General features: G+C 69.2%; 24 protein-coding genes. 15 read left to right on the top strand and 9 right to left on the bottom strand.

The genetic code is table 11. The features are described 5' to 3' along the window. Nucleotides 1-7 precede the first annotated feature (7 nt). Nucleotides 8-1657, top strand: coding sequence for a DNA repair helicase XPB (locus tag OH802_RS08880; protein ID WP_406027086.1), 1650 nt, complete (start codon nucleotides 8-10; stop codon nucleotides 1655-1657). Nucleotides 1658-1765: 108 nt separating this feature from the next. After that, the gene (locus OH802_RS08875) at nucleotides 1766-6415 is read left to right on the top strand and encodes a family 78 glycoside hydrolase catalytic domain (protein WP_406027084.1); all 4650 of its coding nucleotides are present in this window, start codon (nucleotides 1766-1768) and stop codon (nucleotides 6413-6415) included. Between the two features lie 3 nt (nucleotides 6416-6418). Here OH802_RS08875 and OH802_RS08870 read toward each other — a convergent pair whose 3' ends face one another. Genes OH802_RS08870 through OH802_RS08860 form a run of 3 tightly spaced genes read right to left on the bottom strand, consistent with a single transcriptional unit; the run spans nucleotide 6419 to nucleotide 7826 of the window. Next, the gene (locus OH802_RS08870; protein WP_355224344.1) at nucleotides 6419-6676 is read right to left on the bottom strand and encodes a hypothetical protein; all 258 of its coding nucleotides are present in this window, start codon (nucleotides 6674-6676) and stop codon (nucleotides 6419-6421) included. Between the two features lie 42 nt (nucleotides 6677-6718). Then, entirely contained in the window at nucleotides 6719-7372 is a 654-nt protein-coding gene (locus tag OH802_RS08865) for a hypothetical protein (RefSeq protein ID WP_406027081.1), read from the bottom strand. Then, complete coding sequence (locus tag OH802_RS08860; protein WP_406027079.1) at nucleotides 7362-7826, bottom strand: pyridoxamine 5'-phosphate oxidase family protein; 465 nt, start codon at nucleotides 7824-7826, stop codon at nucleotides 7362-7364. The genes OH802_RS08865 and OH802_RS08860 overlap by 11 nt, the downstream gene beginning before the upstream one ends. A 72-nt stretch (nucleotides 7827-7898) precedes the next feature. Here OH802_RS08860 and OH802_RS08855 point away from each other — a divergent pair, with 72 nt between their 5' ends. The 3 genes from OH802_RS08855 to OH802_RS08845 all read left to right on the top strand — a co-directional run bounded on the left by OH802_RS08855 (nucleotide 7899) and on the right by OH802_RS08845 (nucleotide 10800). Beyond that, entirely contained in the window at nucleotides 7899-8195 is a 297-nt protein-coding gene (locus tag OH802_RS08855; RefSeq protein WP_406027077.1) for a DUF1905 domain-containing protein, read from the top strand. A 36-nt stretch (nucleotides 8196-8231) separates the two neighbouring features. Further along, nucleotides 8232-9152, top strand: a complete 921-nt coding sequence (locus tag OH802_RS08850; protein ID WP_406027075.1) for an aminoglycoside phosphotransferase family protein — start codon at nucleotides 8232-8234, stop codon at nucleotides 9150-9152. Nucleotides 9153-9558: 406 nt separating this feature from the next. Beyond that, nucleotides 9559-10800: a DUF222 domain-containing protein gene (locus OH802_RS08845; RefSeq protein ID WP_406027073.1), complete on the top strand. Its 1242-nt coding sequence runs from the start codon at nucleotides 9559-9561 to the stop codon at nucleotides 10798-10800. 7 nt (nucleotides 10801-10807) lie between these two features. Here OH802_RS08845 and OH802_RS08840 read toward each other — a convergent pair whose 3' ends face one another. Together OH802_RS08840 and OH802_RS08835 are read right to left on the bottom strand one after the other, a co-directional pair. Next, nucleotides 10808-11431, bottom strand: coding sequence for a TetR/AcrR family transcriptional regulator (locus OH802_RS08840; RefSeq protein ID WP_406027071.1), 624 nt, complete (start codon nucleotides 11429-11431; stop codon nucleotides 10808-10810). Beyond that, the gene (locus OH802_RS08835; protein ID WP_406027069.1) at nucleotides 11428-12039 is read right to left on the bottom strand and encodes a hypothetical protein; all 612 of its coding nucleotides are present in this window, start codon (nucleotides 12037-12039) and stop codon (nucleotides 11428-11430) included. The genes OH802_RS08840 and OH802_RS08835 overlap by 4 nt, the downstream gene beginning before the upstream one ends. A gap of 93 nt (nucleotides 12040-12132) precedes the next feature. Between OH802_RS08835 and OH802_RS08830 the strand changes: the two genes are divergently transcribed. The 5 genes from OH802_RS08830 (at nucleotide 12133) to OH802_RS08810 (ending at nucleotide 15601) form a co-directional block, all read left to right on the top strand. Next, nucleotides 12133-13119 (top strand): TIGR01777 family oxidoreductase, encoded by a 987-nt coding sequence (locus OH802_RS08830; RefSeq protein ID WP_406027067.1) that lies wholly within the window; start codon nucleotides 12133-12135, stop codon nucleotides 13117-13119. Nucleotides 13120-13136: 17 nt separating this feature from the next. Next, on the top strand, nucleotides 13137-13433 hold the full coding sequence (locus OH802_RS08825; RefSeq protein WP_406027065.1) for a DUF2087 domain-containing protein: 297 nt from the start codon (nucleotides 13137-13139) through the stop codon (nucleotides 13431-13433). Nucleotides 13434-13471: 38 nt separating this feature from the next. Then, nucleotides 13472-13891: a hypothetical protein gene (locus tag OH802_RS08820; RefSeq protein ID WP_406027063.1), complete on the top strand. Its 420-nt coding sequence runs from the start codon at nucleotides 13472-13474 to the stop codon at nucleotides 13889-13891. 57 nt (nucleotides 13892-13948) lie between these two features. Next, nucleotides 13949-14605, top strand: a complete 657-nt coding sequence (locus OH802_RS08815; protein ID WP_406027061.1) for an exonuclease domain-containing protein — start codon at nucleotides 13949-13951, stop codon at nucleotides 14603-14605. A gap of 132 nt (nucleotides 14606-14737) precedes the next feature. Next, nucleotides 14738-15601 carry a peptidoglycan-binding protein gene (locus OH802_RS08810; protein ID WP_406027059.1) on the top strand — a complete coding sequence of 288 codons (864 nt, stop codon included), beginning with the start codon at nucleotides 14738-14740 and terminating at the stop codon, nucleotides 15599-15601. On the opposite strand, the gene OH802_RS08805 is transcribed toward OH802_RS08810, so the two are convergent. After that, nucleotides 15589-17001 (bottom strand): nucleobase:cation symporter-2 family protein, encoded by a 1413-nt coding sequence (locus OH802_RS08805; RefSeq protein ID WP_406027057.1) that lies wholly within the window; start codon nucleotides 16999-17001, stop codon nucleotides 15589-15591. The genes OH802_RS08810 and OH802_RS08805 overlap by 13 nt on opposite strands. 204 nt (nucleotides 17002-17205) lie before the next feature. On the opposite strand from OH802_RS08805, the gene serA reads away from it, so the two are divergent. From serA to OH802_RS08790, 3 genes are read left to right on the top strand one after another with little or no spacing between them, the layout of a single operon-like run. Further along, complete coding sequence (gene serA, locus OH802_RS08800; protein ID WP_355224359.1) at nucleotides 17206-18402, top strand: phosphoglycerate dehydrogenase; 1197 nt, start codon at nucleotides 17206-17208, stop codon at nucleotides 18400-18402. A gap of 17 nt (nucleotides 18403-18419) precedes the next feature. After that, nucleotides 18420-19037, top strand: a complete 618-nt coding sequence (locus OH802_RS08795; protein ID WP_406027055.1) for a hypothetical protein — start codon at nucleotides 18420-18422, stop codon at nucleotides 19035-19037. Nucleotides 19038-19077: 40 nt separating this feature from the next. Then, on the top strand, nucleotides 19078-20310 hold the full coding sequence (locus tag OH802_RS08790) for an MFS transporter (protein ID WP_406027053.1): 1233 nt from the start codon (nucleotides 19078-19080) through the stop codon (nucleotides 20308-20310). Here OH802_RS08790 and OH802_RS08785 read toward each other — a convergent pair. Then, a complete protein-coding gene (locus tag OH802_RS08785; protein ID WP_355021232.1) occupies nucleotides 20307-20564 on the bottom strand; it encodes a DUF4031 domain-containing protein in 258 nt (85 codons plus the stop codon). The two genes, OH802_RS08790 and OH802_RS08785, sit on opposite strands and share 4 nt — an antisense overlap. A gap of 77 nt (nucleotides 20565-20641) precedes the next feature. Between OH802_RS08785 and OH802_RS08780 the strand changes: the two genes are divergently transcribed. Beyond that, nucleotides 20642-20992 (top strand): hypothetical protein, encoded by a 351-nt coding sequence (locus OH802_RS08780; RefSeq protein WP_406027050.1) that lies wholly within the window; start codon nucleotides 20642-20644, stop codon nucleotides 20990-20992. 13 nt (nucleotides 20993-21005) lie between these two features. Here OH802_RS08780 and OH802_RS08775 read toward each other — a convergent pair whose 3' ends face one another. Continuing rightward, nucleotides 21006-21740 carry a GntR family transcriptional regulator gene (locus OH802_RS08775; protein WP_406027048.1) on the bottom strand — a complete coding sequence of 245 codons (735 nt, stop codon included), beginning with the start codon at nucleotides 21738-21740 and terminating at the stop codon, nucleotides 21006-21008. A 125-nt stretch (nucleotides 21741-21865) separates the two neighbouring features. Between OH802_RS08775 and OH802_RS08770 the strand changes: the two genes are divergently transcribed. Then, a complete protein-coding gene (locus OH802_RS08770; protein ID WP_406027046.1) occupies nucleotides 21866-22477 on the top strand; it encodes an alpha-ketoglutarate-dependent dioxygenase AlkB in 612 nt (203 codons plus the stop codon). A gap of 9 nt (nucleotides 22478-22486) precedes the next feature. Here OH802_RS08770 and OH802_RS08765 read toward each other — a convergent pair whose 3' ends face one another. Next, nucleotides 22487-22924 carry a hypothetical protein gene (locus tag OH802_RS08765; protein ID WP_406027044.1) on the bottom strand — a complete coding sequence of 146 codons (438 nt, stop codon included), beginning with the start codon at nucleotides 22922-22924 and terminating at the stop codon, nucleotides 22487-22489. Nucleotides 22925-22967: the final 43 nt, after the last annotated feature.

Here is a 22967-nt window from a genome sequence, read left to right as displayed (position 1 = left end):
TGGTGCGGTGAACGACGGCCCCCTGATCGTCCAGTCGGACAAGACGCTGCTGCTCGAGGTCGACCATGCCCGGGCAGGTGAGTGCCGCAAGGCGATCGCGCCGTTCGCCGAGCTGGAGCGTTCGCCGGAGCACATCCACACCTACCGGCTGACGCCGTTGGGGCTGTGGAACGCGCGCGCGGCCGGGCACGACGCCGAGCAGGTGGTGGACACGCTGCTCGAGTTCTCCCGCTATCCCGTTCCGCACTCGCTGCTGGTCGATGTCGCCGAGACGATGGCCCGCTACGGCCGGCTCCGTCTGGAGAAGAACCCGGTCAACGGGCTGGTGCTGGTCTCCTCCGACCGGGCGGTGCTGGAGGAGGTCATCCGGGCTAAGAAGGTCGCCGGCATGCTGGGCGGACGGCTCGACGAGGACACCGTCGTCGTCCACCCCTCCGAGCGCGGCAATCTCAAGCAGGCGCTGCTCAAGCTCGGGTGGCCGGCCGAGGACTACGCGGGCTACGTCGACGGCGAGGCGCACTCGATCGCGCTGGACAACACCGACTGGACGCTGCGCCCCTACCAGTCGGAGGCGGCCGAGTCGTTCTGGCACGGCGGCTCCGGGGTCGTCGTGCTCCCCTGCGGCGCCGGCAAGACGCTGGTCGGCGCCGCCGCCATGGCGCACGCCCAGGCGACCACGCTGATCCTCGTCACCAACACCGTCTCCGCGCGGCAGTGGAAGGACGAGCTCGTACGCCGCACCTCACTGACCCCGGACGAGATCGGCGAGTACTCGGGGTCGGTCAAGGAGATCCGGCCGGTCACGATCGCCACCTATCAGGTGCTGACCATGCGCCGGAAGGGCGCCTATCCCCATCTGGAGCTGCTCGACGCACGCGACTGGGGGCTGGTCGTCTACGACGAGGTGCATCTCCTTCCCGCGCCGATCTTCCGGATGACCGCCGACCTGCAGGCCCGTCGCCGGCTCGGCCTGACCGCCACGCTGGTGCGCGAGGACGGGCGCGAGGGCGACGTGTTCTCCCTGATCGGCCCCAAGCGCTACGACGCTCCGTGGAAGGACATCGAGGCGCAGGGATGGATCGCCCCGGCCGACTGTGTCGAGGTGCGGGTGACGCTGCCTGCCGACGAGCGGCTCGTCTACGCCACCGCGGAGCCCGACGAGCGCTACCGGATCGCCTCGTGCACCCACCACAAGATCGACGTGGTCAAGGAGATCGTCGCCTCCCACGCCGGCAAGCCGACGCTCGTGATCGGGCAGTATCTCGAGCAGCTCGACGAGATCGCCGCCTCGCTCGACGCCCCGGTGATCGAGGGCAAGACGTCGGTCAAGGAGCGACAGCGGCTCTTCAACGCCTTCCGCTCCGGCGAGATCGACCTGCTGGTCGTCTCCAAGGTCGCCAACTTCTCCATCGACCTGCCCTCGGCCGAGGTCGCGATCCAGGTCTCCGGGGCCTACGGCTCCCGCCAGGAGGAGGCCCAGCGGCTCGGCCGGCTGCTGCGTCCCGGCGACGGCAACAAGACCGCGCACTTCTACACGATCGTCTCCCGCGACACCGTCGACGCCGACTTCGCCCAGAACCGCCAGCGCTTCCTGGCCGAGCAGGGCTATGCGTACCGGATCGTCGACGCCGACTCCTTGGACGACCTCACGTCCTGACCGGTCGAATCGTTGGCCGTGGCCGGATGCGGCCAAGTCGCTGCACGTGGAATGTGACGCACGCCATACTCGGTGAAGCGTTTCAATTCCTCGACCCCAGGAGTCCGCGTGCGCCGACACATCGCCGGGCTGGTCACGGCCACCCTCGCCGTCGTCCTCTCCCCTGCACTGCCCCCACTCGCCGCCAGCGCCGTCCCATCGACCGAGAGCGTGGGCTCCGTCCCCGTCGTCAGCGAGCTGCGTACGAATGCGCTGGTCGACCCGCTCGGCATCCCGACGACCGCCCCCACGCTGGGGTGGCAGCTCGACTCCGACCGCCGCGGGGTGACCCAGAAGGCGTACCAGATCCGGGTCGCGTCCTCGGAGCGACGGCTCAACTCGCCCGACGTGTGGGACAGCCGGAAGGTGAAGTCGGGGCAGTCCGTCGACGTCCGTTACGCCGGGCCCGCGCTGAAGCCTCGCACGGACTACGTGTGGTCGGTACGGGTCTGGGACGACGACGGCGTCGCCTCCGCGTGGAGCGAGCCGGCGACCTTCGCGACCGGTCTCGGCAAGGAGGCGTGGACCGCGGACTGGATCGGCGCGGAGACTCCCGAGCTGGGCGCGGAGTGGACCGACTACACGATCGAGTTCACCGCCTCCGACATCGGCGGAGCCCTCGGCGTCTACTTCCGTGGCGAGAACACCGAGAACGCCTACATGTGGCAGTTCAGCGAGTCCGACGACGCGCTTCGTCCGCACGTGAAGCGCAACGGTGGCTACTCCGTGCTGCCCGCGAAGCCGGTCCCGAGCGGCTTCGACTTCGCCGCCGAGCACGACTACGCGATCACCGTCGCGGGCGACACGATCACGACCACGATCGACGGCCAGCAGCTCGACCAGCGCACCGATGCCACCTTCGCCGGGCCCGGGGTCATGGGCTTCCGCACCAACGGAGCCGAGCACGGGCTGGTCCACGACGTGACCGTCACCAGCGCCGGCGGCACCGCCCTCGTGGACACCGACTTCCCGACCGGCGACCGCACCTTCACCGCCGGCACCGTCACCGCCGACGGGCTCCGGGTCGACAACGCCGGCGGCGAGGCATGGCTGCGCGGCGACGACGCGGTGCCGCTGCTGCGCAAGGAGGTCGACCTGGGCGAGAAGAGCATCACCCGTGCCCGCGTCTACGCCTCGGCGCGCGGCGTCTACGAGCTGCGCCTCAACGGCAAGCGGGTGGGCGGCGCCGAGCTGGCACCCGGCTGGACGGCGTACGACAAGCGCATCGACTACCAGACCTACGACGTGACCGAGCTGGTGCGCTCTGGATCGAACGTCTTCGGGGCCGAGGTCGCGCCCGGCTGGTACTCCGGCAAGGTCGCGATGTTCGGCACCGACGTCTACGGCACCGACAACTCCGTGATCGCCGAGCTCGTCGTCGACTACTCCGACGGCACCAGCGAGGTCGTACGCACCGACGACACCTGGCGCACCACCGGCGGGCCGACCCGCGAGGCCGATCTCCTCGACGGCGAGTGGTACGACGCCCGCCGCGCGGCAGAGGTCGAAGGCTGGGACCGGGCCGGATATGACGACCAGGACTGGGCCGCCGTCGCAGTCAGGGACGAGCCGACCGACGTGCTCGAGCCGCAGACGGCCGTCGACGTACGCGTCACCGAGGAGCTCGAGACCGCAAAGCGGATCGACTCGCCCACCGACGGTGTCTACCTCTACGACCTCGGCCAGAACATGGTCGGCCACATCCGTCTCACCCTGCAGGGCGAGAAGGGCCAGACGGTCACGATCCGCCACGGCGAGGTGCTCAACCCGGACGGCACCCTCTACACCGCCAACCTCCGCAGCGCGAAGGCCACCGACACCTACACCTTCGGGTCGGACGAGCCCGAGACGTACGAGCCGTCCTTCACCTTCCACGGCTTCCGCTACGTCGAGATCTCCGGGCTGGACGAGGCGCCCGATGCCTCCGACATCGTGGGCGTCGTGGTCGGCACCGACGGCGACCTGGCCAGCACGCTGGACACCAGCTCGGACCTGGTCGACCAGCTGCAGAGCAACATCGTGTGGGGCATGCGCGGCAACTTCCTCTCCATCCCGACCGACACCCCGGCTCGCGACGAGCGGATGGGGTGGACCGGCGACATCAACGTGTTCGCCCGGACCGCGGTCTACAACATGGACTCCGAGTCGTTCCTGACCAAGTGGCTGCAGGACCTGCGCGACACCCAGCGGCCGAACGGATCGCTGCCCGGCGTAGCCCCAATCGTCCCGGGCCGCTTCGACGGCGGCTACGAGTCGGCCGGCTGGATGGACGCGGGCGTGCACGTGCCCTGGACGCTGTGGCAGGCCTACGGTGACACCGGCGTCATCACCGAGAACTACGACATGATGAAGCGCTACGTCGACTTCCTCGACGCCGACTCGACCGGACACATCCGCTCCGCCGGCGGCTACCTGGACTGGCTCAACCTCGACGACCCGACACCCGCGGACGTTCTGGACACCGCCTTCGTCGCGAAGAGCACCCGGGAGTTCGCGCAGATGGCGAAGGCCATCGGCAGGGACGCCGACGCCGCTGCCTACCAGGCGCGCTACGAGGCCATCCGGGCGGCGTACCAGCAGGCGTTCATCGCGGCCGACGGGTCCGTCAAGGGCGACAGCCAGACGGCGTACATCCTCACCCTGACCAACGACCTCGAGCCCGAGGACCGGCGCGATGCGGTCTACGACCAGTTCGTGCAGACGCTCGAGCGGCGTGACTACCACCTCTCGACCGGATTCCTCGGCGTCGATGGGCTGCTGCCCGCGCTGACCAAGGCCGGACGCACCGACATCGCCTACCGGCTGCTGCAGCACGAGGACTACCCGTCGTGGGGTTATGAGATCGGCAAGGGTGCCACCACGATCTGGGAGCGCTGGAACTCGATCAACCCGGACGGCACGTTCAACGACGTGGGCATGAACTCCTTCAACCACTACGCCTACGGCGCCGTCGGCGAGTGGATGTATCGCACCATGGCCGGCGTCTCGGCCGCCGAGCCCGGCTACCGCAAGATCACGATCGCGCCCGAGCCCGGAGACGGTGTCGACGACGTCGACTACAGCCTGCAGACCCCGTACGGCACCGTACGCAGCGCGTGGGCGACCGACGGCGGGCCGATGACCCTCGACGTGACCGTCCCGGCCAACACGACCGCCGAGGTGCGGATCCCCGCTGCCAACCGGTGGGCGGTGACCGAGGGCGGCTCGCCGATCGAGGACTCGGAGCACGTCGAGTTCGTGCGTGAGGACGAGGACGTGGTCGTCCTCGAGGTCGGATCCGGCGACTACAGCTTCGCGGTCGCCCCCGCCCTCGGGGACCTCGGCGCCGCTCGGGCGGAGGCTGCCGCGACAGCTGCGCAGGTCTCCTCCCTGAGCCTCGCCGGCCCGGCGGGCAGTGCCGCCAAGCGCGACCTCGCGAAGCGGACCGCGCTGCTGCGCGGCCAGATCGACGGGGCATGGGACCTCGCCGCTGGTGAAGCCGAGGAGGAGCGGGTCGCCGAGGCGGTCCATCGTGCCCTCGCGGCGGCCGCGAACCTCGACCGCGCCGTCCAGATGTACGCCGAGAACGGCATGCTCACCGAAGCGACCGCGGCAGGTCTGCGCGATCGGCTGACGGCGATCGAGAAGAGTCTCTCGCGCGCTTCGGCCCGGCTGGTCGGAGCCGTCGCCGTCCTGCAGGTGCCCGACGAGGAGGCCCTCCCCGGCGATGTGGTCGAGGTGTCTGTGCGGGTCGACAACTCGGGCAAGCAGTCGCTGCAGGAGGTGACCTCGTCGCTCGAGGTGCCGGACGGATGGACCGCCGAGCCGGTCGGTGCGCCCTCCGGCACCGTGCCCGCCGGTGGACAGGTCGAGCACGCCTATGAGGTCACGGTGCCGGAGGATGCCGCCGTGGGTCCCGTGGAGCTCAGCGGTGAGCTGTCCTACAGCCGCTCGGGTGGCACCGCCAGGCTCCCGGTGGGAGGGACCCTGATGGTCGGACCCGGAGTGCAGATCACCGCGACGTCGAGCGCCCCGGCGTCGGTCGACAGCGGACAGACCGCGACCATCACCGCCACCCTGCACAACCGCAGCGACGTCACCCAGCGAGGCGAGCTGTCACTGACCGGTGCCGCCGGCTGGTCGGCGGAGCCGGTGGGCTACGAGATCCCGGCCGGTCAGGACGCCGATGTAGACGTCGAGGTGGTCGTGCCGCAGACGGTCGTGGCCGGCCCGGTCTCCCTGACCGTGGCGACCGGAGCGACGCCGGCGGAGCAGGCGGCGGCCACCGTGACCGTCGGACTCGCGACGCCACCGTCGGAGTCGACCGATCACATCGACCTCGGCGAGGCCACCTCGGAGACGGCGCACGGGCTGACCGCCTCCGAGCGGTCGGGGACCAATCAGGAGGCAGGGCTGACCCGCCGCTACACGCACTCCTCCTACCCGGGCGGCTGGTTCGAGTTCGACGCCACGGTGCCGACGGATGGATCGTTCGTGGTCCGCATCGTGGAGACGTTCGACGGCGCACGACGCAAGACCTACGACGTCGAGCTCGACGGTCAGGTCGCGCACAGCGTCGACCTGACCCGCACCAGCGGCGGGCAGGGCACGATGACCCACCAGTTCCTGGTGGAGCCCTCGGCGCAGACCGCGGACGGCTCGGTGCGGATCCGGTTCCGGGACACCGGCGCCGACTACGACCCGTCGGTCGCCGACGTCTGGGCGGTGCCGGTGGCATGAGCCTCACCCGAGCGCAACGACGCGCAGCTGGTGAGGTGGTGGACAGTTCTGCACCCATTGGTCCCTGCACTCCCGGCACAACAGGTAGGTGTGGGTGCACCGGTCGTCGGGACAGAGCACGGTCACCGCGTACGCCGCCACCTCGCCACAAGGCTCCGCGTCGCTGTCCGGGCTGCCACAGCTGCACTCACAGGCAGGCCGCTCGCCGAGCTCCTCCTCGAGCCGCTCGATCTCCTCATCGATGGTCGTGCTGATGGTCATGACATCTCCTCCGTCTGGATCGGATGTCGTCCTCACCACCACCTAAGCAGAGACCACCGACAGTTCTGCCTCATGGATCGTGGTCTCGAAGCCGAGACCGGGCCGTGAGCCTCCGACCGGGGTCAGCTGCACGACGACCCCGGTCGCCACGTCCAGCGCGACGTCGTACGCCTCGGGGTAGACCGTCCCCGCGGACGGCTCCCAACCCGCGTCGCCGTCGCCGTACTCGTAGCGGTCGGAGACCCAGGACCACAGCAGCGGACAGCAACCGCACCGCGGCTCGTACCCGTCCCCGGGCACCGCCCTCGCCCACCAGGTCTCCCGACCCGCTCGCTCCTCCGAACGCAGGTCGCCCAGCACGACGTCGGCGGAGAGCTCTTCGGGATCGAGCATCGACACGAAGACGTAGTTGTTCCACATCGGGTCGTCGATGTCGTGGGTGTAGGCCCGCGAGCGGCTCTCCACAAGACCGTCGGCGCGCAGGACCGGCGCGGGATCGAACACCGGAGCCTCACCCCTTTCGACGCGGTCCCCGTCGGCATCGCGCACGCGGAGCCAGCCGGGTCTGCGCAACCAGCATTCGACGTCGCCTTCGTCCCGCGTCCGCCAGGTGAAGTGCAGCGCGGAGAAGCGCCACGGCGAGGATCGGGCGAGCGCCCGGAAGGTGTCCTCGGTCAGCGGCACCTCAGCTTCCATCGGACCCACCCTCATCCAGCCAACGGCCGTCCCGCATCAGGTGTCGTCCTTCGAGCTCGTTCGACTCGCGCCAGGCCTGGATCTTCGTCGGCCGGATGCGGATCAGGCTGTCCGCCCAGCTGCTCGGGTCGCCGCCCTGCTTCTCGGCGTAGATCTCCAGGACCTGCTTCGGCGTACGCTCCATCGGCTCGACCTCGGCGCGACCGTCGATGATCACGACGTCGCGCAGCTCGCCGAGCGCCAGGCGTACGACCGGGGAATTGGTGAGGTTGCGCTGGGTGCGCGCCCCGCCCATGCTCGCGATCCAGATCTCGCCCTCCCACCACACGAACGAGATCGGCACCAGCCAAGGCTGGTCGTCGTGCGCGGAGGCGATCCACAGGTCGATGTCGTTCTCCAGACGGGCGCGGGTGTCGGAGAGTCTCTGGGCGAGGGATCGAGGGGCAGCAACCATGGCCGCACCCTAACCGCCGACCATGCAGGTCGAACCCTGATTTTCCAGACGCCGACCTGGGAGGATGAACGCGTGGAGACCTGGGAGTTCGAGGCCGAGCTGTGGCCCTGGAAGGGCGATACCGACGCCTGGATCTTCGTGACCGCTCCGCCCGAGGTCACCGAGGACATCCGGGAGGCGTCGATCGCGACCGGTCCGCCCCGGGGCTTCGGGTCGGTGAGGGTCGAGGTGCGGATCGGCACGACCACCTGGAGAACATCGGTCTTCCCTGGTCAGGAGGGCTATGCGCTGCCGATCAAGAAGGACGTACGCCGCCGCGAGGACCTCCAGGTCGGCGACCGTGCGCTCGTCTCGATCACCCTCGTCTGAACTTCGCGAAAATCCCGCGCGGAGCCGGCCATCGGCATGGTTGGCTCGACCACGATGAGCGCCCGGATGCACGACGACGAGCTGATGATCGACGCGGACCTGGTGCGGTCCCTGCTGAGGCGGGACCACGCCGCGTACGCAGAGCTTCCCCTCCGCCCGCTGGACTCCACCGGGTCGACCAACCGGCTCTTCCGGCTGGGCGACGAGCATCTCGTACGCCTCCCCCGCCAGCCCCGTGGATCCGCGACGATCACGCAGGAGGCGCGCTGGCTGCCCGGCTTCGCGACCAGCCTCGCGGTGGCGACGCCCGAGGTGGTGACGGTCGGCGAGCCGGGCTTCGGCTACCCCGAGCGCTGGAGCGTGGTGCGCTGGCTCGATGGCGGGAAGCCTGCCCCCGGCGCGGGTGACGTCACCGCCGCGGACCTGGCCTCGGTCGTGACCGGGCTCCGCCGGACCGAGGTGCCCCAGGAGGCCCTCGATGACCCCGAGCTGCGCTGGTATCGCGGCGAGCCGATCGCCGGCTTCGACGCCGACGTCCGGTTCCGCCTCAAGGAGTGTCGCGAGCTCGCCGATCTCGAGCTGGACCTGGACGCGGTCGAGACCGTCTGGGACCAGGTGATGGCCCTACCCCTGGCGGAGGCCGGGCCGCACTGGCTCCACGGCGACCTGCTCGCCGAGAACCTCCTCGCCCGCGACGGCCGCCTCACCGCCGTGCTCGACTTCGGCGCCCTCTCCGTCGGCGACCCCACCGTCGATCTGATCTGCGCCTGGGAGCTCCTCGACGCCGCGGGCCGCGACGAGTTCCGCAGGATCCTCGACCTCGACGACGCCACCTGGCTCCGCAGCCGCGGCTGGGCCCTCTTCATCGCCCTCATGACCTTTCCCTACTACTGGCAGACCATGCCCGTACGCTGCGCCGACCGTCTCGTCATGGCCCGGGCTGCGTTGGCGGGTTGAGCACGGCTTGTGCCTGAGTTCCAGCGTGGGTGGGGCCAATACCGGGATTGGGTTGGGAGATTTCAAGACAGGGTGTCTGGGTTGGGTGCCATTTGGCTGTCTTGCGGGCTTCCAGCAGCGGTCTGGGTTTTGGTGGGGATACCTGTCCCTGATTGGGTTCGATTGTTTTGCGTTGTGTGGTAGGCTCGGCGCAGGCGTAAACGTGAAGGCCGACCATCTCGAAAGAGGCGTGCTCTATTCATCCGGGACACAACGGGTGTGGGGTAATCCAGGGGAACCAGGGGCGTGAACGCTGACCTGCGAGGGTAAGTAATAGCCCGTACTGCCGGGCCTCCGAGACCAGCGAACCAACCGGGATTCTGCACAGGCAGAAACCCTTGAGTTCGTACGTCGGGAGGTGACCGTGATGACCACACTGCAACAGCCACAGCACCCTGTGCTGGGGGCGGTGGTCGCGGTTACCGACGCCCTTGATGGGGTCGCGGAGGCGAACCCCTCGTTCATGGCCACCGACCAGAAGGCCGCCACCCTGGTCGAGATCGCTCGGGCGAAGGCGCAGTTGGCTGAGCTCGAGCTGCGGGTGCTCGCCGTTGCTGATGATGTGGCGGCCGAGTCCGCGGCGCGGGATGTGGCGGCGTGGCTGCATCACCACACCCACCAGCGCCCCGAGACCCTGCGCGCCGACCTCCGGCTGGCCGAGGCCTTGGACCGGACCTATCACCAGGTCGCCGAAGCTATGCGCCGCGGGGACTGCAACCCGGCCCAGGCCCACGTCATCGTGAACGCCCTCGACGACCTGCCCGCCGACCTTGATCCGGAGATCAAGACGAAGGCCGAAGAAGCGCTGGTGGCCTACGCGACCCAGTTCGACCCCACCCAGCTGCGCCGCCTGGGCCGCCGGATCCTCGATGTCATCGCCCCCGAGGTCGCCGAGGCCGAAGAAGCCCGACGGCTCGCCGCGGAGGAGGCCCACGCGAGGGCGAAGACCCGGCTGGCCATGCGGCGCCTCGGGGACGGCACCACCCGCATCTCCGCTGTCATTCCGGATGCGGCTGCGGACCGGCTGGCGACCAACCTGGAGGCCTTTGCCTCACCGCGGCGCGATGACGGCACCCGCACTGAGACCGGCGAGTACCTGCCCTACGCCCGGCGCCTGGGGCGGGCGTTGTGCCAAATGCTCGAAACCCTCGACCCGACCCGGCTCCCGATCCATGGCGGGGACGCCACCACGGTGATCGTCACGATCGACATCGACCAGCTCCGCAAAGAGGCCGGCGTCGGCGACATCGTTGGCGGAACGCCGATCACCGCCGCCGAAGCTCGACGCCTGGCCTGCACCGCGAACATCATTCCCGCGGTCCTCGGGGGTGATTCCGAGGTGCTCGATCTCGGGCGCAAGGAACGCTTCTTCACCGCCGCCCAACGCCGCGCACTGCTCCTCAGGTCAGCGACCTGCGAGGCCGAGGGCTGCGACATCCCCGGCACCTGGGCCGAAGCCCACCACTGGATCGAATGGGCCCAAGGCGGTGCCACCGATCTCGACAACGCCGCCCTGCTCTGCTCCCATCACCACCACCGCGCCCACGACACCGCGTACCTCCACGAACGCCTACCCAGCGGCGATATCCGCTTCACCAGACGTACATAGAGTGGCGTTAGCCGCGGCCCTTGAGCCGGGAGCGAAGGACGAGCCGGGCCGCCGGTCCGAGATCCTCGATGACCTCGACGAGCGTGCCGAGCTGCTCGAGGCACGAGAAGGCCGAATCGGCGCCAGGGCGGTCGACGCCGTCGTACATGAGCAGGCCGATGAACGCCGAGCTGATCGCGCGCGACAGCCCAGGCGCGTCCACCACACCCTCGACGGGGCTTCCCTTCAAGGCACGAGCGACCGCGGCCTCGATCTCCTCGTTCCACCGGCCCAGCGCGTAGCGCGCGGTCTCGGCCAGCGTCTTGTCCCGCTGCGCACCGGCCAGGAGCTGGGCCATCACCGTGATGTTGCCGGCAGCTCGCTCCCGCTCATGGAGCCCCCGCCCGAGCTCCAGCAGCTCGCTCAGCGAGGTCACCTCCGCGAACTCGTCGCGGTAGGACGCCGCCGCCTCGTCCGTCGCCGCCCGGCACGCTTGGTCGACGAGATCCATGACGGTTCCGAAGTGGTAGAAGACCAGTGCCTGGTTGACCCCAGCCCGGTCGGCGACCGCCCGCGCCGAGAGACCGGCGATCCCCTCCTGCTTGAGCAGGTCGGTCACCGCCAGCATCAGCTTGGCCTTGGTGGGGTTCATGTCGCGGAGGGCTCCTCGGCAATGAGCTGGTTGAAGACGATCAGCACTCCGCCGAGTATGCCCCCACTGGCGAGCCCCGCCAGCACGGACATCGCGATGATGTCCGGCTCAGACGCCCCGTCGTGAGAAAGGCAGGACAGGACGCCCACGACGGCGCAGATCAGGCCTAGTGCAGGGGTCGAGAGCACCACGACCCGCAGCGGGATCCGTACGCGCCGCGTCACTGCCACTCCGAACCAGGACGACACCGCTCCGGACACCGCCGCGATACCCAGCAGCGACCCAATCTCCTCCCAGCCGGCCTCGGACGCCCGGCCCGCGAAGATCCTCGAGTAGCCCAACGCAGTGGTCATCCCAAAGCCCACCAGGCCGGGCCAGATGCGGTCGACGACCGCCGACGACGGGAACAGTGCCGCGGGGGCGACCAGTGGCGCCTCTACCAGCCCGATGACGGCACCGACGATGCCGCCATACCAAGCCCCAGCGAGCGCCCCGCCGATCGGCATCACCGCGTTCCCCACGCATCCTCCGACGACGACACCGAGCACGGCACCGAAGAACCACCATCGACAGAACGCCCAGAACACAGACCACATTCGTTCAGCCACGTACGCCTCCCTGACAACCACTTGAGCGATTGCTCAAATTCAAGGTAGCGCACCTCTTGAGCGATCGCTCAAATAGGCCGTATGGTCGCATGCATGAAGATCGTGATCCCCGGCGGAACCGGCCAGGTCGGAGGCATCCTGCGGCGTGCCTGGAGCACGCGAGGACATGAGGTCGTGGTGCTCTCCCGCCACCCCGAACAGCTGGAGGAAGGCGTACGTCATCAGGTCTGGGACGGCCGGACGATCGGTCCGTGGGCCGAGGAGATCGACGGCGCGGACGTGGTGGTCAACCTCGCGGGCCGGACGGTCAGCTGCCGCTACACCGACGCCAACCTGAAGCAGATGATGGACTCGCGCGTCGAGTCGACCAGGGTCGTCGGCGAGGCGATCGCGAAGGCATCGGCTCCGCCGCACACGTGGCTGCAGATGAGCACCGCGACGATCTACGCCCACCGCTTCGACGCACCCAACGACGAGGCGACCGGGATCATCGGCGGCAGCGAACCCGACGCGCCCGCCTACTGGGAGTTCTCCACGAGGATCGCCAAGAGCTGGGAGGCCGAGCAGGCCGCGGCGGCAACACCGCACACCCGCAAGGTGGCGCTCCGCTCGGCGATGGTGATGAGTCCCGACAAGGGCGGCGTCTTCGACGTACTCCTCACCATGGCGCGCCTCGGCCTCGGCGGGCCCGTCGCGGGCGGCGACCAGTTCGTCTCCTGGATCCATGAGACCGACTTCGTACGCGCCTGCGATCTGCTCATCGAGCGCGATGACATCGCCGGACCGGTGAACCTGGCAGCCCCGGAGCCGCTTCCTCAGCGCGACCTGATGCGCGTCCTGCGGAAGGAGGCGGCGATGCCGATCGGGTTGCCCGCCACTCGCTGGATGGCTGAGATCGGGGCCTGGGCGCTGCGTACGGACACCGAGCTGCTCCTCAAGAGCCGTCGCGTCGTCCCGGGAAGACTGCGAGAAGCGGGCTTCGAGTTCGAGTACGCCGCCTGGGCCTCCGCCGCCCACGACCTCGTCAGCCGGGCACGGCGGCGGACGCGGCAGAGAAACCACTCGCATCGCCCAGCCTGATCGGCCACGATGAAATCGTGACTCGCGCGACCTGGCAGCCCCGACCCGACGACGCCGAGACCCTGAGACGGTTCTTCGGCAAGGACGGGCGGCTGCTGACGATCCCCTCGAAGCACGTCAAGAAGCTGGTGGTGCTCAACCAGCTCGCGCAGGCCTTCGAGCCGGGGAAGGTCTACCCCGAGCGGGAGGTCAACGAGATCCTGGGACGGTTCCACGAGGACGTCGCCGCGCTGCGCCGCTACCTCTTCGAAGAGGGGTTCATGATGCGCGAGGACGGCTACTACTGGCGCGACGGCGGGAGCGTCGACATCTGAGCGACGGCGGCGCAGCGGGATCGGGCATGATTCGCCCCATGACGATGCCGGACCAGTCGGGCCAGCCAGTGCCCGGACAGCCGCCCGTGGGGTGGATCGACCTGACCATCCAGGGCAGCCACATGACCTCGAACATGATCGTGCCGACGGTGCTGCTCAACGGCCACCAGATGCCGACGCAGTACGGCCGGAACGTCTTCCCGGTTCCGCCGGGGCGCTGGAACGTCGACATGTACGCCCAGTGGACCTGGAAGTTCGGCAAGGCGTCGCTCAGCTTCGACGTCGCCGAGGGCCAGACCGTTCCGGTCTTCTACGCCACGCCGCTGACCGGGTTCAGCAAGGGTGCGATCGGCCACGAGAAGCAGCGCAAGCCCGGAGTTCTCGGATTCGTCCTCATGATGGTCGTCCTGCTGGTCTTCATCGTCGGCATCGTCGCCCTGGGCGTGGTGTCGGGCTAGCTCCGCCCGCAGGGACACGGGGCGGGACTGTCGGTGCTCACCGATACCGTCAGCCTTGTGACCACCACCGAATCACGCGGCCGAAGCGAAGCCCGGCGCCATGGCCAGGGCTATGCGGTCCTCGACGTCGAGACGACCGGGCTCGACCCCTACCGCGACCGCGTGATCCAGGTGGCGATCCGCCAGATCGCCGCCGACGGCACCTCCGAGTCGGAGTGGGAGACGCTGGTCAACCCCGGCGCCGGCGTCGACCCCGGACCGGTCGAGGTCCACGGCCTGACCAGCGCCGACCTCGCCGGCGCCCCGCTCTTCCGGGACGTCGCCGCCACGATCGCCCAGCGCCTCGCCGGCCGGGTCTTCGTGGCCCACAACGCCGCGTTCGACTGGACGTTCGTGGCCGTGGAGTCGGACCGTGCCGGCGTACGTCTCGAGGTCCTGGAGTGGCTGTGCACGATGCGGTTCGCGAAGGCGCTCGCCCTGGAGGTGCCGGACAAGTCGCTGGCCACCATCGCGGCCTACTACGCGGTCGAGCAGCTGAAAGCCCACGACGCGGGTGACGACACCCGGGTGGCCGCGGAGATCCTGCTGCGCGAGCTGGCCGACGCCGACCGGGTCGGTCTCACCCTGCCGCTGGTGGAGTGCAACACCTCGCGACACCGACTGAAACGGACCTTACGCCGCTGGTTCAGCCGCATCCGGCGACCGCTTCACTGAGCGATCGTCCCAACATCCGGGACATTTCCCGCAGAAATGCAACCGGAGAACCCGGTTCGGACATCACCATGTCGTCGGCCCCGCGTTACTTGAAGTAACAGCACCTTGAGGGCCCTGGTCCGAAGTGAGGCGATGAAGATGGTCATCCGGGGATTGATCGCCGGGGCGCTCGCCGCCCTGTTGGCAACGACGTTCGCGGCCTGCGCCGTGGAGCCGGCCGCCGCGCCTGCGCCCGAGGCGACTGCCTCACCGGCCGCGGGCTCCTCCTCCGCCAGCCCCTCGGCATCGCCGAGCGCCACGCCGACACCGTCGCCCAGCGCGAAGCCGAAGCCCGACCCGAAGCCGTCCCCGACCTCGGGTCCGCGGCTCTTCGGCAAGGGCGACAGCGGTGACGACGTACGTGACCTGCAGGCGCGCCTGAAGCAGATCGGCTGGTTCAACGCAGGCGTGACCGGGTTCTACGGCAACGTCACCACCGAGGCCGTCTCCGGTTTCCAGGGCAAGCGCGGCATCGCGGTCACCGGCTTCGTGGACCAGACCACGCTCGACCGGCTGCACGCGATGACCCGCGAGCCGACCGAGGCCGAGCTGACCAACGCGCCGCCGCCAGTGCCCTCCGGCAAGCTCGACCCGCGCTGCCTGACCGGCCGGGTGATGTGCATCGACAAGTCCACCTCGGTGCTGCGCTGGGTCGTCGGCGGGACCGTACAGCTGAGCGTCGAGGTGCGGTTCGGCTCGCAGGAGCTGCCCACCCGCGAGGGCCAGTTCTCGGTCTTCGCCAAGAGCCGCGACCACGTCTCCTCCATCTACAAGACCCCGATGCCGTTCGCGATGTTCTTCTCCGGCGGCCAGGCGGTCCACTACTCCCCCGACTTCGCCGCCAACGGCTACAACGGCGCCTCCCACGGCTGCGTGAACGTGCGCGACTACGGCGCGATCACCTCGCTCTACGACCAGGTCGACATCGGCGACGGGGTCGTCATCTACTGGTCCTGAGGCTGGTCCTGAGGCTCGTCCTGAGCCTGCTCCCGAGGCTCTCGCCGGCCGTTGAGGAGCAGGTTCAGCGCGATCGCGGTGATCGCCCCGGCGGAGATGCCCGAGTGGAAGATCGTCTGGAACCAGTCGGGGAAGCGTGCGTAGAGGTCGAGGACGACGTTGGTCCCATCGGCTGAATAGGAGATCTTCGCCTCGGTGAGCATCGCGACACCGAGGGAGATCGCGACGACCAGGATGTTGCCGTTGTCGAGCCTCGCCTTCGACAGGGTGCGGATGCCGGTGGCCGCGACCATGCCGAACAGCGCGATCCCGGCGCCACCGAGCACCGGCTGAGGTACGCCCTCGACGACCGCGGCGAGCTTCGGCACCAGGCCCAGTCCGACGAGGATCACCCCGGCACAGGTTGCGACGTGTCGAGAGCGCACCCCGCTCATGGCGACGAGCCCCACGTTCTGCGCGAACGCGGTGTAGGGGAAGGTGTTCATGATCCCGCCGAGGAGCGTGCCGGCGCCGTCGGCGCGGAGCCCGTCCGCGAGGCCGCGCGGGGTCACCGGCCGGTCCACGATCTCGCCGACCGCGATCATGTCGCCGGTGGTCTCGGTCATCACCACGATGGCGACGATGATCATCGCGATCACCGCGGAGATCTCGAAGGTGGGCATCCCGAACTGGAACGGCGTGACGACACCGACCCAGTCGGCCTCGCCGACGCCGGACCAGTCGGTCATCCCGAGCGGGATGGCGATCAGGGTGCCGAGGATCAGCGCGCACAGCACCGAGATCCGCCGGATCGACGGCGGCGCGAACCGCTCCAGCAGCACCACGATCAGCAGCGTCCCGAACGCCATCGCGATCGCCCTGGGCGCCCCGAAGTCGGGACCCAGCGCGGTGCCGCCGCCGAACCAGCCGGCCGCGACCCGCATCAGGGAGACACCGATGATGAGGATGATCGTGCCGGTCACCAGCGGCGGGAAGAACCTGATCAGCCTCCCGAAGAACGGCGCGGCCAGGATCATGAAGACGCCGGAGGCGATCACCGAGCCGTAGATCGCGGTGATCCCGTGCGCGGTCCCGATCGAGATCATCGGCCCCACTGCGGCGAAGGTGACTCCCTGCATCAGCGGGAGGCGTACGCCGAAGGGGCCCACACCCACGGCCTGCAGGATCGTCGCGATGCCGGCGACCAGGAGGTCGGCCATGATCAGGTGCACGATGTCGCCGCGCTCGAGCTGCCCAGCACCGACCATCGCACCACCGACGATCAGAGGCACCGCAACCGCGCCGGCGTACATCGCCAGCACGTGCTGGAGGCCGAGGGGCACCAGCTGCGCCAGCGGAGGTACGTCGTCGACCGGATGCGTGCCCTTCCGGCCGGTCCGGAACGTATCGATGAGGGACATGTCGCCTCCTTGGGCTGCCGGCACCGGCGCCGGCTCATGGGGGAACCATCAGGATGGCTGTCATCGGTTTCGGGGCTCCGTCACCTGGATTGCACGACTGTTTCAAGGCTGCAACGGATGTTTCAGGCCGTCCTGTCCTGGCCGCACAGTCCGACCCGTGGCGACGATTCCGGGCACCCCTTCCAACGGGCCTACGCTTGAACCATGAAGGCGCTGCTCCTGGAGAACATCCATCCCGTCGCTGTCGAGAACCTCGAGAAGGCCGGCTTCGAGGTCGAGCTGCGCAGCAAGTCTCTCTCCGAGGACGAGCTGGTGGCCGACCTTCCGGGCGTGACGCTGCTCGGCATCCGGTCCAACACCCACATCACCCCGCGCGTGCTGGACGCGGCCACCGACCTCAAGGCGATCGGCTGCTTCTGCATCGGCACCAACCAGGTCGACCTGGCCGGAGCCGCCGAGCGCGGCGTGGCCGTCTTCAACGCCCCCTACTCCAACACCCGCTCGGTCGTCGAGCTGGTCATCGGCTACATCATCTCCCTGGCGCGACGGCTGCCGGAGAAGACCGAGAAGATGCACGCCGGCGTCTGGGACAAGTCCGCGAAGGGCTCCCACGAGATCCGCGGCCGCACGTTGGGCATCGTGGGCTACGGCAACATCGGCACCCAGCTCTCCAACATCGCCGAGGCGCTGGGGATGTACGTCATCTTCTACGACATCGCCGACCGGCTGGCCCACGGCAACGCGCGCCGGATGAAGTCCCTCGACGCGCTCCTGGAGGAGGCCGACGTGGTCTCCATCCACATCGACGGACGCCCGGGCAACCTGGGCATGTTCGGCGAGGAGCAGTTCGCGAAGATGAAGCCGCGTTCGCTGTTCATCAACGCCGCGCGCGGCTTCCTGGTCGACAACGACGCGCTGCGCAAGCACATCGAGTCCGGCCACATCGCCGGCGCCGCGCTCGACGTCTTCCCGATCGAGCCCAAGGCCCAGGGCGACGCCTTCGAGAGCCCGCTGCAGGGTCTCGACAACGTCATCCTGACCCCGCACGTCGGCGGCTCGACGCAGGAGGCCCAGGAGGAGATCGGCTGGTTCGTCTCCGGCAAGCTGCGCGACTTCATCCGCTCCGGCTCGACCGCGCTGAGCGTCAACCTGCCGGCCGTCCAGCCGCCGCCGCTGGCCGCCGGTGCGCGCCTCGCGCTGCTGCACGACAGCGTCCCGGGCGTGCTCGCCGAGCTCAACGCGCTGCTCGCCGCCGAGGGTGTCAACGTGACCGGTCAATACCTCGCCACCGCCGGTGAGACCGGCTTCGTGGTCACCGACGTGACCGACGTACCTGCGACGACGCTGGAGAAGATCACAGCCAACCCGCACACCAGGTGGGTGCGCGCCTACCACGCCTGACGCTAGCGTTCTGGCTCATGGAACTCCCGCAACATTGGCCGCTGCCAGAGGCGACCGACCTTCTCGATGACGTCCTGGCAGCGTACGACGAACCGACCCGCCGCTATCACGACCGCCGGCACCTCACCGAGGTGCTGGACCGGATCGAGGAACTGCGGGCGGAGGGAGAGCGCTTCGACCCGCTCACGGTCACCTTGGCGGCGTTCTTCCACGACTCCGTCTACGACGGGGAGCGGGACGCCGAGGAGCGTTCGGCCACCTGGGCCGAGGACGCGCTGGGCGCCTACCTGGATGCCGACGCCGTGGCCGAGGTCGCCCGGCTGGTGCGGCTGACCGAGACCCACGACCCCGCTCCCGACGATCACAGCGGCCGGGTGCTCTCCGATGCCGACCTGGCGATCCTGGCGGCGTCGACGGAGCGCTATGCGGAGTACGCCGCGACCGTCCGAGAGGAGTACCAGCACCTGTCCGACGAGGAGTTCCGCGTCGGTCGTGCCCAGGTCCTGGAGCGGCTGCTGGAGAAGGAGTCGCTCTTCTCGACACCCTTCGCGAGGATCAGCTGGGAGGCCGCCGCACGGGCCAACATCTCGGCCGAGATGGAGACCCTGAACACATACCTGTCACCCGACCGATAACGATTCGTAAAGAACCGCTCACCGGTGACAGAATCTATCGGTGAGCTTCCAGACGTACGCCGACCTGTGGCGGATCCCCGACGTTCGCCGCATCCTCGTGCTGGGTCTGTTCCTGCGGATCCCGATGCCGGCGTCCTCTGTCATCGTGACCCTTCACGTGGTCGGCCCGCTGGACCGCTCCTACGCCGAGGCCGGCCTGGTCTCGACGATGCTCGCGATCGCGATGGCGATCTCCGCGCCCTGGCTCGGTCGGCTCCTCGACCGCCTCGGCCTGCGGCGTACGCTCCTGCTCCCGCTGGCCGTCCTCCCGATCGCCTGGTCGATCGCTCCCTGGGTCGGCTACCTCCCGCTGCTCGCGCTGGTCGCCGTCGCCGGGCTCTTCACGGTCCCGTCCTTCTCGGTCGTGCGCCAGGTGATGATCCGCTCGGTCGGTCCCGGGCAGCGCACCGCGGCGCTGAGCGCCGACGCGATGATGACCGAGCTGGGCTTCATGGTCGGACCGGTGATCGGCGTGCTCGGCGCCAGCTACTTCGGCACCGCCTGGGCGATGCTGCTGATCCAGTGGCTCGGGATCGCCGCGGCGGTCGTGCTGTGGCTGTTCAACCCGATGATCACCGAGGGCGAGCCGACCGTCCCGAGCGACGCCGTCCCGAGTGACGCCGTCCCGAAGCGCCGATTCGGGCTCCCCTCGTGGGTGAACCCGGGCGTCACGCTCCTGCTCGCCGGCACCTTCACCGCCTCGCTCATCCTGATCGCCGAGGACCTCGGCACCGTCGCCGCGATGCGCGACTTCGACCGCACCGCCCTGCTCGGGATCGTCATGGCGATCTGGGCGCTCGGCTCGCTGCTCGGCGCACTCATCTACGGCGCCCTCAACAGCCACCCCTCCACCGCGGTGATGCTCGTCCTGCTGGGTGCGACGACGGTGCTGACCGCGTTCGCCTGGGACCCGATCTCCTTCGCCGTCCTGCTCCTGCTCAGCGGCTTCTTCTGCGCGCCGACCCTGACCGCCGCGCTCGAGGCGATCACCAGCAGCGTCCCCTCGACCGTACGCGGCGAGGTCATGGGCTGGCACGGCTCGGCCATCACCCTCGGCAGCGCCGTCGGCGCCCCTACCGCCGGCTTCGCCATCGACCTGATCGGCTGGCAGGGCGGCTTCCTCCTCGGCGGCGGCCTCGGCCTGCTCATCGCGGCGGCCATCTGGCTCACCACCCGACGGATGTCCACCCCAGCTGAGGCGTCACTCCCGCCGGGCGAGAAGTCACCCGCTTAACGGGGTTTGCGGCGGCGCAGGCCGGCGGCGAGGAGAGCGGAGACCAGAACCCGAGAGGTGACCTCGACGGCACCCGCGGCGACCATGTCGTCGTAGACCTCGGCGGGTACGTCGTAGTGGTCCCGGTCGAAGCCTCGGGCCGGGATGCCCATCCGGCTCGCGAAGGCGTGCAGCTCCTCGTAGGAGGTGTCGCTGGCGAGGTGCGACCACATCCGGCCGCGACTGGGTACGTTCGGCGGGTCGATGAGGATCACGGGCCATTGTTACAGCGTCCATCCTTGGGTGCCACCCTGAGCCCACAGCCTTGACCGGTCGGCAAGAATGGTTCCTGATGAACACGACAGTGCTGTTCGAGGCTCGGGCGAGGGTGCTCCATGACCTCGATGCCCGCGGACTCGCCGGTGCGGCAGCCGTCTCCGCTCTCGAGGACGCGATGACCGAGCGCGGCTGGTGGGTGGAGCAGTGGCCGGAGGGCAAGGCGTACGTCGCCGGCCTGGTCGCCCAGGACGTGCAGGACCTGCTCTTCGACGGCGAGGCCTCCGCGCGCTGGCCGGTGTGCACCTCGTGCCCGCCCGAGTCGCCGGTGCACTCGCTCCACATCACCCCCGACCTGGGAGGTCCGGACCCGATCTGGGTCTGCGAGGAGAGCGGCGACGTGGTCGCGCCGCTCGGCGACCTCTGACCAGCTCAGAAGGTCAGGACGGGCCGAGCTGCAGGTGCAGCGCATACCGGTCGGCACGGTAGACCGAGCGGCACACCTCGACGTAGCGGTCACCCGAAACCGACTTCCGCTGCCTGCGAAGCACCGGGACACCGACCGAGAGGCCGAGCAGGGTGGCCTCCTCGATGTTGGCCACATCCGCACGGAACGTGTCGTCGACCCACGACGGCCGCATCTGGCGAGTGGCCAGCTCGGCGTAGAGGCTGGTCGGCGCGGTCCGCTCGAGCATCCCGGGCACGATCGCCTCGTCGAGGTAGACGTCCTCGATGCAGATCGGCACCCCGTCACCGCGGCGTAGTCGCCGCCAGTGGATGACGGCCGCACCCTCCCTGATGCCCAGCGAGCGGGCGATGGTGGGCCCGGCCTTCTCGCGGCCGAGCAACAGCGTCTCGGAGGACGCCTGCATCCCCCGGCGCGCCATCTCCTCGCTGAACCCGAGCACCGGACTCGCGGCCCGCGGCGGACGCGCCACGAAGGTGCCCCGGCCCGGGATCCGGACCAGCAGACCGTCGGCGACGAGCGCGTCGAGCGCCTGCCGCACGGTGGCTCGGGCGACGCTGAACTTCTGGACCAGCTCCCGCTCGGAGGGCGCGGAGGCACCAGGGCTTTCGCCGATGACCAGTTCCCTGACGTACTCACGGATCTGGACGTGCTTGAGCGACCGCTCTCCCTCGACCGACCGGACCATGACCAGAGCGTAGGTGTACACCTCGCGTACGTCCCGAGTTTGGTCAAGTTGTGACATTGCAACGAGATGAGGCAGATCGGCTGCAACGAAACAACGATGGCCGATTTCACTAGAACACATGTTCGATCACGAGGTATGGTGAAGGGGTGGACTTCCAGGGAACACTCTTCGCCCCCACAGACGACGAGACCACCGAGACGACCTACGAGCGGATCCAGCTGGACCGCGGAGCCTGGGTGGACATCGCCCGCGGCTGGCTGCCCGATCCCGACGACGTCTTCGCCGCGCTGGTCAGCGACGTCCCCTGGCACGAGGAGCGCCGGCAGATGTACGACCGCGTCGTCGACGTACCTCGGCTCCTGCACACCTATCTGCAGGGCGACCCGCTCCCCCATCCCCGTCTCGCCGAGGCCCGCGGCCGCCTCACCGCCCACTACCTGCCCGAGCTGGGTGAGCCGTTCGTGACCGCGGGCTGCTGCTACTACCGCAACGGCCACGACTCGGTCGCCTGGCACGGCGACAAGATCGGCCGGGGCCGCACCGACGACACGATGGTCGCGATCATCTCCGTCGGCGACCCCCGCCGCCTCGCGCTCCGCCCCCACGGCGGGGGCAAGGGGATGAGCATCCAGATGGGCCACGGCGACCTCGTCGTCATGGGCGGCTCCTGCCAGCGCACCTGGGAGCACGCCATCCCCAAGGTCGCCTCCGCCGGCCCCCGGATCTCGGTCCAGTTCCGCCCCCGCAACGTCTTCTGAGGTTCGGGATCAGCCGAAGGGACGCATGCTGAGCCCTTCGCCGCGGTAGTAGCTGTCGATCGCGGCATTCATCCTGCCGATGAACGTGTCGAGGACCCTGACCGCACTGACGTAGCTGCGATTTCTCGCGCGAGTCAGGAAGGCCGCCTCGTACGTCGCCACGGCGGTCCTCGCCTGACCCATCAACTGGCCCTCGATCGAGTCGAACTGGCTGCTCACGCTCGAGAGCCGCGGCGACCACGCCCTCCACGTGCGATGGGCGGCGAGGTAGTTGCGCTGGTTCCTCAAGGAGGCGGTGGCCGACTGGATCGCCGCGATGTCGATCCGGATCGAGCCTGCTTCGGCAGGGACCGGCTTCGTTGCGACGGCGACGCCGATCGGCGCCAGGCCGGCAACAAGGGCGAAGGCGACGAGCAGGACTCGTAGCCGGGTGGAGAGGTGGGGCACGGTGAACCTTTCTGAGCGGATCTTGCGGCCCATCGTGGTCGGT

Source organism: Nocardioides sp. NBC_00850, from assembly GCF_045207335.1.
GTDB lineage: Bacteria > Actinomycetota > Actinomycetes > Propionibacteriales > Nocardioidaceae > Nocardioides.
Note: the sequence above shows the minus strand (reverse complement) of the source record. Positions and strands in the feature narration are given on the sequence as shown.

Coding starts and splice junctions, on each gene's coding strand:
- OH802_RS08870 (WP_355224344.1), bottom strand. CDS start 6,676: ATGACCATCAGCACGACCATCGATGAGGAGATCGAGCGGCTCGAGGAG.
- OH802_RS08865 (WP_406027081.1), bottom strand. CDS start 7,372: ATGGAAGCTGAGGTGCCGCTGACCGAGGACACCTTCCGGGCGCTCGCC.
- OH802_RS08860 (WP_406027079.1), bottom strand. CDS start 7,826: ATGGTTGCTGCCCCTCGATCCCTCGCCCAGAGACTCTCCGACACCCGC.
- OH802_RS08850 (WP_406027075.1), top strand. CDS start 8,232: ATGGTTGGCTCGACCACGATGAGCGCCCGGATGCACGACGACGAGCTG.
- OH802_RS08845 (WP_406027073.1), top strand. CDS start 9,559: ATGACCACACTGCAACAGCCACAGCACCCTGTGCTGGGGGCGGTGGTC.
- OH802_RS08840 (WP_406027071.1), bottom strand. CDS start 11,431: ATGAACCCCACCAAGGCCAAGCTGATGCTGGCGGTGACCGACCTGCTC.
- OH802_RS08830 (WP_406027067.1), top strand. CDS start 12,133: ATGAAGATCGTGATCCCCGGCGGAACCGGCCAGGTCGGAGGCATCCTG.
- OH802_RS08820 (WP_406027063.1), top strand. CDS start 13,472: ATGACGATGCCGGACCAGTCGGGCCAGCCAGTGCCCGGACAGCCGCCC.
- OH802_RS08810 (WP_406027059.1), top strand. CDS start 14,738: ATGAAGATGGTCATCCGGGGATTGATCGCCGGGGCGCTCGCCGCCCTG.
- OH802_RS08805 (WP_406027057.1), bottom strand. CDS start 17,001: ATGTCCCTCATCGATACGTTCCGGACCGGCCGGAAGGGCACGCATCCG.
- serA (WP_355224359.1), top strand. CDS start 17,206: ATGAAGGCGCTGCTCCTGGAGAACATCCATCCCGTCGCTGTCGAGAAC.
- OH802_RS08795 (WP_406027055.1), top strand. CDS start 18,420: ATGGAACTCCCGCAACATTGGCCGCTGCCAGAGGCGACCGACCTTCTC.
- OH802_RS08780 (WP_406027050.1), top strand. CDS start 20,642: ATGAACACGACAGTGCTGTTCGAGGCTCGGGCGAGGGTGCTCCATGAC.